Source organism: Acinetobacter sp. ANC_7503, from assembly GCF_056780035.1.
This window is the reverse complement of the sequence record NZ_JBWYJA010000011.1, coordinates 120765-131025: the sequence shown is the minus strand read 5'-3', so window position 1 is coordinate 131025 and position 10261 is coordinate 120765. Positions and strand designations below refer to the sequence as shown.

8 protein-coding genes are annotated in these 10261 nt (G+C 39.2%); 6 read left to right on the top strand and 2 right to left on the bottom strand.

Annotation, left to right across the window (positions count from 1 at the left end):
• Nucleotides 1-421: 421 nt before the first annotated feature.
• From AC1M9M_RS12330 to AC1M9M_RS12320, 3 genes are all read left to right on the top strand, one after another.
• On the top strand, nucleotides 422-1873 hold the full coding sequence (locus AC1M9M_RS12330) for an aldehyde dehydrogenase family protein (RefSeq protein WP_481587761.1): 1452 nt from the start codon (nucleotides 422-424) through the stop codon (nucleotides 1871-1873).
• A gap of 371 nt (nucleotides 1874-2244) precedes the next feature.
• On the top strand, nucleotides 2245-3729 hold the full coding sequence (locus tag AC1M9M_RS12325) for a sodium-dependent transporter (RefSeq protein ID WP_481587760.1): 1485 nt from the start codon (nucleotides 2245-2247) through the stop codon (nucleotides 3727-3729).
• A gap of 1 nt (nucleotide 3730) precedes the next feature.
• Entirely contained in the window at nucleotides 3731-3841 is a 111-nt protein-coding gene (locus tag AC1M9M_RS12320; RefSeq protein ID WP_081403317.1) for a methionine/alanine import family NSS transporter small subunit, read from the top strand.
• A gap of 93 nt (nucleotides 3842-3934) precedes the next feature.
• Here AC1M9M_RS12320 and rsmB read toward each other — a convergent pair whose 3' ends face one another.
• Together rsmB and fmt are read right to left on the bottom strand one after the other, a co-directional pair.
• Complete coding sequence (gene rsmB, locus AC1M9M_RS12315) at nucleotides 3935-5230, bottom strand: 16S rRNA (cytosine(967)-C(5))-methyltransferase RsmB (protein ID WP_481587759.1); 1296 nt, start codon at nucleotides 5228-5230, stop codon at nucleotides 3935-3937.
• Nucleotides 5227-6189 (bottom strand): methionyl-tRNA formyltransferase, encoded by a 963-nt coding sequence (gene fmt, locus AC1M9M_RS12310; RefSeq protein ID WP_481596482.1) that lies wholly within the window; start codon nucleotides 6187-6189, stop codon nucleotides 5227-5229. Before fmt ends, rsmB begins: the two co-directional genes overlap by 4 nt.
• A gap of 381 nt (nucleotides 6190-6570) precedes the next feature.
• Between fmt and ilvD the strand changes: the two genes are divergently transcribed.
• The 3 genes from ilvD to AC1M9M_RS12295 all read left to right on the top strand — a co-directional run bounded on the left by ilvD (nucleotide 6571) and on the right by AC1M9M_RS12295 (nucleotide 10261).
• A complete protein-coding gene (gene ilvD, locus AC1M9M_RS12305) occupies nucleotides 6571-8400 on the top strand; it encodes a dihydroxy-acid dehydratase (protein ID WP_081403313.1) in 1830 nt (609 codons plus the stop codon).
• Nucleotides 8401-8658: 258 nt separating this feature from the next.
• Nucleotides 8659-9981, top strand: a complete 1323-nt coding sequence (locus AC1M9M_RS12300; RefSeq protein WP_180028931.1) for a hypothetical protein — start codon at nucleotides 8659-8661, stop codon at nucleotides 9979-9981.
• Nucleotides 9974-10261, top strand: a complete 288-nt coding sequence (locus tag AC1M9M_RS12295; RefSeq protein WP_035270424.1) for a chorismate mutase — start codon at nucleotides 9974-9976, stop codon at nucleotides 10259-10261. The genes AC1M9M_RS12300 and AC1M9M_RS12295 overlap by 8 nt, the downstream gene beginning before the upstream one ends.

Here is a 10261-nt window from a genome sequence, read left to right as displayed (position 1 = left end):
CCATGTGAGAGTAAGTCATCGCCAGCTCATTATTCTAAACACCCCCTTCAATAGAAGGGGGTGTTTTTTTATGTGGAAAAATTGAAATAAATAATCATATAGACGATAAATTTTATGTGTTGAACAGTTATAGCAACCTCTCTTATCCATCTGATGCTCAAATTCATAAAGTATGACTAGTTTCTATTGGTACACCTGTGTACATAGAAAAATGATCGCCTAATCAATTGGTCGTGGTTGTCTTTTAATGCTTTAAATAATGAGTGACTAAAATGCATGCGAGATGCAATAGAGGCATTTACATAATAAAAAGTAAGAGTGAAAAATATATTACTTAATTACTCATGAACAGAAGTTGCTTGAGAGGTCATGATATAGTCAATTTAAAAGTTTTAAATCCGAATATATTTAAGGATACGTGATGACCAATTCAGAAAAAAAAATTGAGTGTGATTATTCTCTTTATGTTGCCTCTAAAGCATCCCAAACAGGTCAATGGCTTGAAGTAAAAGATAAATTTAGCCAAAAAATATTTGCCCGAGTAGCCTTAGCAGATGCAAATACTTTAGAAAAAGCAATCCAATCTGCAATTGATGCAGAACAGGCGATGGCAAAATTAGAACCATTTCAAAAGCAAAAGATTTTATTACATTGTGTCAAACGCTTTAGCGAAATGAGAGAGGAATTAACTGCAATTTTGATTGCAGAGGGTGGAAAGCCATTAAAAGCAGCTCAGGCTGAAGTTGAGCGTCTTATAAATACCTTTCAAATCGCTGCTGATGCTGTTACACAAATGGACGATGGGCGTTTAATGCCATTGGCTGTAACAGCTGCTGCACAGGGTTACACAGGTATGATTAAACATGTTCCGATTGGTGCTATATCATTAATTAGTCCTTTTAATTTTCCACTTAATTTAACTGCTCATAAAATTGCACCTGCAATTGCAGCAGGGTGTCCTTTCGTACTGAAACCTGCGTCACTTACACCAGTTTCTGCTCTAAAAATTGCAGAAGTGTTGGCTGAAACTGATTTACCTCAAGGTGCATTTTCAGTTTTACCTTGTCCTCGCGAACAGGCAGATATCTTGGTAACCGATGACCGATTCAAATTACTCAGTTTTACTGGATCGGATGAAGTCGGTTGGGATATGAAAGCACGTGCTGGTCGAAAAAAAGTCACCTTAGAGCTTGGTGGAAATGCTGCTGTTTTAATTGAACCTGATACTGAAATATCTGATGTGTTAATTGATCGTCTTATTGGGGGAGCTTATAACCATGCAGGTCAAGTTTGTATTAGTGTCCAAAGAATTTTAGTCCATGAAAATATTTATACTGATTTAAAGAAGAAATTAATTTCCAAAATTAAAAAAATCAAAGCGAGCGATCCAAATTCAGACTTGACCTTATGTGGCCCTATGATCAAGGAGGGAGAAGCTAAAAGGCTTAAAAAATGGGTCGATAAAGCGGTAAAGAAAGGCGCCAAAGTTTTAGTCGAAGGTCAGGTAAAAGGGGCTTTATTTGATCCAATATTGCTAGAAAATGTTGATACGTCTTTAGAAATTTATAAAGATGAAGCTTTTGGGCCAGTAGCTATTCTAGAGAAGTATAAAGATTTTGAAAAAGGCATTGCTACAATTAATCAAAGTCGATTTGGTCTGCAAGCTGGCGTTTATACACAAAGTCTGAATAAAATGATGTATGCGTGGAATCATTTACATGTAGGTGGTGTCATCATTAATGATATTCCATCATTCCGTGTGGATAACATGCCTTATGGTGGTGTTAAAGATTCAGGTCTAGGTCGAGAAGGGATTCAATCAGCAATTCGAGATATGCAAGAAGAGCGATTGCTTGTGATTAAACAAGGATAAATTATTATTTATGTTAAAAGGAGCATAACGCTCCTTTTAAATTATTTAGTTTAGATTAACGCTGTGATTTAAAAATAAACATATTGAGTTAAAAATTAATCAATAAGAATAAAAAAATGATGAAACACAGTTTTTTCCTGAATTAATTACAGAAAAATCTGATTAAAAGCGCTATTGTTGATTCATTAAACATCCTTTATTTCATCTTTCTTTAACCAAGAATATTAAATAAGGGGTGGTTTGTAATTCGAAAAAAATGCTCAAAAGGCCGTTTCTGATTCAAACAACAAAATTTTAATGGTATGCAATTACTTGCGAGATAACATCAACAATAGCAGTAAGCGTGTACCCATTTACGGATTAGGTACTATATGACAGCTTCACGTGAAAATTGGAGCGCCAGATCAGGTTTTATTATTGCAGCTATTGGTTCTGCAGTAGGTTTAGGCAATATTTGGCGTTTTCCCTATGTCGCATATGAAAATGGTGGCGGGGCATTTTTAATCCCTTATCTGGTTGCAATTTTTGCTGCCGGTCTTCCACTTTTATTTTTAGATTATGCAGTTGGACATAAATACCGTAAGGCCCCACCTACAGCTTACAAGAAGTTGATGAATGGTGAATCATTGGGTTGGTGGCAAGTCGCTGTGACATTAATTATTGGTATTTACTATGCCAGTGTATTGTCATGGGCGGGTAGTTATATGTTCTACTCATTTGGTCAACAGTGGGGAAGTGATACAGAAAAATTCTTTTTCACCACCTATCTTCAGAATGGCGAAGGCTTAGCATTTGGATTTGTTCCGACCTTATTTATAGGTTTGGTTGTCGTTTGGGCGATCGTTATGTTCATCCTGTATGGTGGGGTGAAGAAAGGCGTGGAATTGTCGAATAAGATCTTTATGCCATTATTGGTGGTTTTATTTACGATTCTCGTGATTCAAGCTATTCGTTTACCAGGTGCTGTCCAAGGTTTAAATGCATTCTTTACACCAAACTGGGAAGCAATGGGCAACTATAAAGTGTGGTTAGCTGCATTTGGCCATATCTTTTTCTCGTTATCCGTTGGTTTCGGGATTATGTTGACCTACGCTTCGTATTTGAAGAAAAAAACGAATTTAACTGGTTCTGGACTAGTCGTTGCTCTTGCAAATTCATCTTTTGAAATTTTAGCTGGTATTGGGGTATTTGCAGCATTAGGTTTCATGGCCTACAGTGCGGGTGCTTCAGTTGACGATGTTGTATCTGGTGGTATTGGTTTAGCTTTTATCGCTTTCCCTAAAATCATTTCAAGCATGGGGGCTGGCGGAGACTTATTTGGCTTCTTGTTCTTTGCATCTTTAACAGTTGCAGGGATTACATCCATGGTCAGTATTCTTCAAGTTCCAATCGCAGGTTTCCAAGACAAGTTAGGATGGTCTCGTAAGAAGGCTGTGACAATTATTGCAGGTGGTTCAGCAATTGTTTCAACTTTATTGTTCTCAACTCACAGCGCGATTACGTTTGTCGATATTATCGATTACTTTGCCAATAATATTGGTATTGTCGCGGGTGGCTTATTATCAATCGTATTGGTGTCATGGTTCCGTCGACCGTTGTTAAAGCAACTTCAAGAGCATGTAAATCAATATGCTAGTATTAAGCTAGGTGCTGGTTGGAACTTCATGTTGACTGTAGTTACGCCAATCTCATTGTTAGCTGCGCTATTGATGACCTTGAAGTCAATATTTACTGAAGGTTATGGCGGTTATCCAATTGAGATTCTATTGCCAATTGGTGGCGGTGTAGTTGCAATCTTTGTATTCTGTGCGGTTGTTTTTAGTCGTCTAAAAGACAATGGACCTGAGGAGAAATAAGATGAATACTTCTGCTTTAATGATGCTTATTATCTCAACAGTGCTGTTATGGGGTGGTCTTATTTTAGCCATGATTCATTTGGCAAAAAACCCAGATGAGCTTGAAGATTAAACTACTTCAGATCAATATTAAAAAAGCCATGACACGAGTCATGGCTTTTTTATATGTCGGTAAATTAGAAATAAACTATCTTAAAAAATAGCATTAAATCTTTTGAATTAAACAATAATAGAATCCATCACCATGACCTTGTTGTGGCAATAACTGACGGCCGTGGATTTGTTCAATTCCCCAATTTACATTTAATTTGATTTCTTGAGCATCTGCATGCGTGTTGAAGAAATCAATCATTTGGTGTTCATTTTCAGCTTTCAAAATCGAGCAGGTAATATAAAGCATTGATCCGCCAACTTTGAGTTGTAGCCACATGTGATTCAGAATTTGTTTTTGAAGTTCAACCGTTTGTTGAATATCGGTAGATTGGCGAAGTAAACGAATATCTGGATGACGTCGTACAACTCCAATAGCAGAACACGGTGCATCAAGAATAATACAGTCAGCCTGTTCAGGTGCAGACCATACCGTAGCATCAGCAGTGAGTATTTCCACTGGAGCATACTGATTAAGTGCAAGACGCTCTAAGTTTTCACTTACGCGGCTTAAACGCTTTGTGTCGTGATCGATCGCATACAGCTTTTTAGGACGATAACACTCTAAAATATGTGCTGTTTTTCCACCTGGAGCCGCACATGCATCAATTACGATCTTATCATCAAGATTCGGCAACAAGGTCGCGCAAAGTTGAGCATGTTCATCCTGAACAGAAAAACCACCTTCTTCAAAGCCAGGGAGGTGAGGAATATGCACGGATTGATCTAAGATAATGCCTACATCGGACCATTCACATGGATGAGCATCAATCCCTTCTTCATCAAGAATATCTAAATATTCCTCACGGCTTACTTGTCGTTCATTTACACGTAGTGTCAAAGGCGCAGCCAGTTTAAGCTCAGCTGAAAGCATTTGAAGATGCTCTGGCCAATCTTTTTTCAAGCGTTTAAATAGCCAACTAGGTAAACCATGGGCTTGGTCTAATGCTTCGCCGAATTCTTCAGTTTCACGTGAAACACGACGTAGAATCGCATTCACGACGCCACTTAAAGCTTCAAAACCAAGTTGTTTGGTGGCTGTTACCGTTTCTGAGATAGCCGCATGTGCTGGAATACGTGTGCAAAGCAGTTGATATAAACCTAAATATAGGCAGCTTTCAACGGTTTCATTGTTGAGCGGTTTAGTCAGAAGAGGGAGAGTAATTGCTTTAAGTGCATGCCATTGGCGTAAAGTGCCTAAAGTCAATTCATGAAATAAGGCCCGATCACGCTCACCAACCAATGAAAGATGTTGGGAAAGAACAGAGGTGAGGGATTGCCCATTCTGAACGGCCAGTAATGTTTTAATCACATGTCCGCGTAAATTTAAATGAGAAGATTGTTGGCTCATGCGAAGATCTGTCCTGGCTGCAATTTTTGACTTTGTAGAATTTGTGCAGCATTGAGCGCTTTACCGCCTGGCCACTGAAGTTGAGTGAGGCAAATCACTTGATGATCACCACACACAACGTGAACACCATCCTGATCGACAGCGATGATTTCACCGATTTGTTGAGTTGATGGAGTGAGTGGAGAAAGTTTCGAATTCCAAATGCGTAAATTGTTGGTTTCATCAATAGGTGTGAAAGCTACGGGCCAAGGATTGAAAGCACGGATATTACGATCAATCGTCACAGCATCATTTGCCCAGTTAATTTGAGCTTCAGCCTTCGACAGTTTATGAGCATACACTGTAAGTGATTCATCTTGAACTTCACGTGTATCTAAATAATGCTTTAAAGTGTCTTCACTTTCTAAAACAGCGAGAGTGGCTTCAGCTCCTTGTTGAGCCAGTTTATCATGTAAGGTTGCGGAAGTATCTTCAGCCGTAATAGGACACATCGTTTTAAACATCATGTCACCAGTGTCTAGACCAGCTGCCATTTTCATGATCGTAATACCTGTTTCAGTATCACCTGTCGCGATAGCACGTTGAATAGGGGCTGCACCTCGCCAGCGAGGCAATAAGGAACCATGAATATTCAAGCAGCCGTATTTAGGTGTATCCAAAACGACTTGAGGCAAGATTAAACCGTATGCTGCGACCACCATCACATCAGCATTGAAAGACTTGAGTTCAGCTTGAGCAGCCAAACCTTCCTCAGTCGACGATTTAAAATGTAAAGGTTGGTAAACAGGAATATTGTGCTCAAGCGCCAATTGCTTTACCGCTGACGCTGTCAGTTTTTGTCCACGTCCTGCTTTACGGTCTGGCTGCGTATACACAGCAACAATTTCATGAGAAGTCTTTAGCAAAGCTGCTAATGCACTCGCTGCAAATTCAGGGGTTCCCGCAAAGATGATTTTCACTCAGACACTTCCAAAACAATATAAAGAACATTATATGCCAAAAGCGATTTTCGCCCAAATAAGGTCGTAATTTGAAACGTTTTCATGTGCATTTTGTGCTTAAGGTGTGATTAATAAAATTTATGTATTTTTAAAAAAAGATTCATGAAAGTTTTGTATTACGATTTCAGATAAGGGTTTATAGTAGATCACATCTCTTACATCGATTTAGATCGTTGAGGGCAAATCAGACCTATACGAACAATTGCAAGCAATGGTTAACTGTTAATCAGAAAGCTGTCATAATAGAAGTAAGGTTCAACTGATTTAGCCTTATATTTCAGTATCATTTAGCCAGATTGAATACATATTCATCGAGCTCAGCTTAAGTTGGAAATAAAAATGCCTGACTATCGTTCGAAAACATCAACACACGGAAGAAATATGGCGGGTGCACGTGGCTTATGGCGTGCAACTGGAATGAAAGACGAAGATTTTGGCAAACCAATTATTGCAGTAGTCAACTCATTCACACAATTCGTACCGGGTCATGTGCATCTTAAAGACTTAGGTCAGCTTGTTGCACGTCAGATTGAACAAGCGGGTGGTGTAGCTAAAGAATTTAATACAATCGCAGTAGACGACGGTATTGCAATGGGTCACGACGGAATGTTGTATTCATTACCATCGCGTGACTTGATTGCTGACTCAGTTGAATACATGGTCAATGCACACTGTGCAGATGCAATGGTTTGTATCTCGAACTGCGACAAAATCACACCGGGAATGTTGATGGCGGCAATGCGCTTAAACATTCCTGTTGTGTTTGTTTCAGGCGGTCCAATGGAAGCTGGTAAAGTCCAAATTCGTGGTGGTGAACAAGCAATTGACCTTGTGGATGCCATGATTGTTGCTGCAGATGACAACTACACAGATGAAGAAGTAAAAGCATACGAACGTTCTGCATGCCCGACTTGCGGTTCATGTTCAGGGATGTTTACTGCAAACTCAATGAACTGTTTGACAGAAGCATTAGGTTTATCATTACCGGGTAATGGTTCAACACTTGCAACGCATGCCAACCGTAAAAAACTATTTGAGCGTGCGGGTCAGTTGATTGTTGAAATCACAAAACGCCATTACGAACAAAATGATTACAGCGTATTACCACGCAACATTGCCCCTAAAGCTGCTTATGAAAATGCCATGACTTTAGATATCGCGATGGGTGGTTCTACCAATACAGTACTTCACTTATTAGCGGCTGCGCATGAAGCAGAAGTTGATTTTACAATGGACGATATCGATCGTTTATCACGTAAAGTGCCTGTACTGTGTAAAGTTGCACCTGCGGTTAAAAATGTTCACATGGAAGATGTCCACCGTGCAGGCGGTATCATGTCGATCCTTGGCGAACTAGACCGTGCAGGTTTGTTAGATACTTCTGTACCAACCGTACACGAAAAAACATTAAAAGACGCTTTAGATAAGTGGGACATTATTCGTACTGAAAATGAAGAGGTATATAACTTCTATAAATCAGCACCGGGCGGTGTACCAACACAAACAGCATTCTCACAAGACCGTTACTACACACGTCTTGATGGCGACCGTGAAAATGGCGTGATTCGTAATGCAGAACATGCTTTCTCTAAAGACGGCGGTTTAGCAGTCCTTTACGGTAACATCGCACTTGATGGTTGTATCGTAAAAACGGCTGGTGTAGATGACTCGATTCTGAAATTCAACGGTACAGCACGCGTATTTGAAAGCCAAGATGATGCAGTAGAAGCAATCTTAGGCGGCAAAATCGTAGCAGGTGACGTGGTTCTGATTCGTTACGAAGGTCCACAAGGTGGTCCGGGTATGCAAGAAATGCTGTATCCAACAAGCTACTTAAAATCAAAAGGCTTAGGTAAAGACTGTGCGCTTGTGACTGATGGTCGTTTCTCGGGTGGTTCATCAGGTCTTTCAATTGGTCACGTGTCTCCAGAAGCGGCTGAAGGCGGTGCAATTGCTTTAGTTGAAGATGGCGACCGTATCGAAATTGATATTCCAAACCGTACGATTCACTTAGCAGTTGCTGATGATGTATTGGCTGCGCGCCGTGAAGTACAAGAAGCTAAAGGTTGGAAGCCTGCGAAAGAGCGTCCACGTAAAGTATCTAAAGCACTGAAAGCGTATGCAATGCATGCAACAAGTGCTGCAAAAGGTGCGGTACGTGATATCTAATCTGCTTATAAACTAGATCAATCATGATTAAAAAGCATCCTTTGGGATGCTTTTTTAATCACTAAAAGTTTGAATTTCATCTGAAAGCGTCAATTACATTAATGACAATATTTGATAGAAAGGTCATAAATATTGATCAATTCTCTTTGTCTTGATATAAGTTTTGCTCGCGTTCAAACTTTTTTAGTTTTAAAAAAAGCGATGAATTCGATACTTTGAGCACATAATTTACCAGTAAAATCATCTGAGGCACATCTCATGTCATTGTTACGCCGTTGGTTTGATCCGCTACGATCGAGTTGGTTTTATCAGAAACCAAATCGTCAAGAGGTCTTGTCAACTGAGCAGGGTTTAACGATCTATCTTCGTTTAGATGATGTGTATAGTTATCTTGCAGTCCAGCAATTGGCACAATTAAATGACATTTTAAAAGATGAAATTAAGCCTTTAAAAATTGTTATCTCAGATACTGCTGCTGAAGCTCCAAATGATATGAGTCCTGAAGAGTGGCAAGATTACAGTCTACGTGATGCCCAAATTTTAGCGTACCAGCATCGTTTCGGATTCGATAATGAAAAGCCTGAAATACCAAGTGCTGAAGCGATTCAACAGGCAGAAACGATTTTACGAAATACCCCATTAACAGGTGAAAATTTTCTCTATTTATTGGAAGATGTCTTCCATATGTTGTGGCAACAGCAGTATGGAAAATTACGTACTTTGTATGTCATGGCTAGTCGACATCGAAAAGAACAACAAATCGCTGAGCGAACTTTTGATCACACGCCAGTTTTAGCAAGTTTTTTTGAGCTCGGTAATCGTCGGTATCATGCGGTAGATGATTTATTAAGATTGACCCGCCGTTTAAAACAACAAAGACTCTTGACCGGTAATCCTATTTTTCTCATCAATCATATTGAGTGGCGGGAACACCTAATGAATGATGCTGAAGAATTATCTGAGATTCAGGCGATGAATCCTGAGTTAGACCTCTATATTGCATTAGAAGATCCGATCTCTTGGTTATTATTAGCTTATATTAAAGAGGAACTTGCCGATTATTACGATATCCAACTTACCGTTTATCCATTGCAATATCAGGGACGAGATTTATTTGATTGGAGTTTGGCAACGCGTTTATCTAAACGAACAGAAGTAAAATTTACGCCGTTTTGCCGACCGACTCAGCAGGCGACATATGAAATAGCACGATTGTTTTACAGTGTGCCTGAGGATCAACGTCTTGATGCAATGTATGAAATCTTGCAGGCTGTTTGGAGTAAAGGTAAAGATCTATCGTATCGACCTCATATTCAAGCCTTAAAACAGAGCTTGAATATCACGACGCTCACTGAAGAGTCGATCAGTCAAAAGTTAGAAGAAAATCAATTACTCTGTGAGATGAAATCACAACCTGATTTACCAGTGCTTGAGCTTCGTATCGATGGAAAGAGTTATGTGTTTAATAGCTTATATCGTGTATGGATGATTGAAAGTATTTTCAGTAATGTGTTAGAACAAAAGTACAAAAGTGAAAATGAATCTGAACACAGGGATACCGAATCAATTGAAAATCAATAAAGAAAAATGCGAAACCCTTCAGCAAGCTCGAGCACAAATAGATTCAATTGATCAAGCCATAACAGAATTAATTGGTTTACGCCAATATTACGTAGATCAGGCAGTGCGATTTAAAAGAACTATCCAAGATGTACAGTCACCTGAACGTGTTGAAATAGTGATTGAAAAAATACGTGAATTGGCTACAAAGAATGGTGTGGATCCATTACTGATGGAAAAAATATATCGAGAGATGATTCAACACTTTATTCAAAGAGAGTTAAAAGAAATACGACCATAA

Excerpts from the sequence above, each read along its gene's own strand:
- AC1M9M_RS12330 (WP_481587761.1), top strand. The coding sequence starts at position 422 with ATGACCAATTCAGAAAAAAAAATTGAGTGTGATTATTCTCTTTATGTT.
- AC1M9M_RS12325 (WP_481587760.1), top strand. The coding sequence starts at position 2,245 with ATGACAGCTTCACGTGAAAATTGGAGCGCCAGATCAGGTTTTATTATT.
- AC1M9M_RS12320 (WP_081403317.1), top strand. The coding sequence starts at position 3,731 with ATGAATACTTCTGCTTTAATGATGCTTATTATCTCAACAGTGCTGTTA.
- rsmB (WP_481587759.1), bottom strand. The coding sequence starts at position 5,230 with ATGAGCCAACAATCTTCTCATTTAAATTTACGCGGACATGTGATTAAA.
- ilvD (WP_081403313.1), top strand. The coding sequence starts at position 6,571 with ATGCCTGACTATCGTTCGAAAACATCAACACACGGAAGAAATATGGCG.
- AC1M9M_RS12300 (WP_180028931.1), top strand. The coding sequence starts at position 8,659 with ATGTCATTGTTACGCCGTTGGTTTGATCCGCTACGATCGAGTTGGTTT.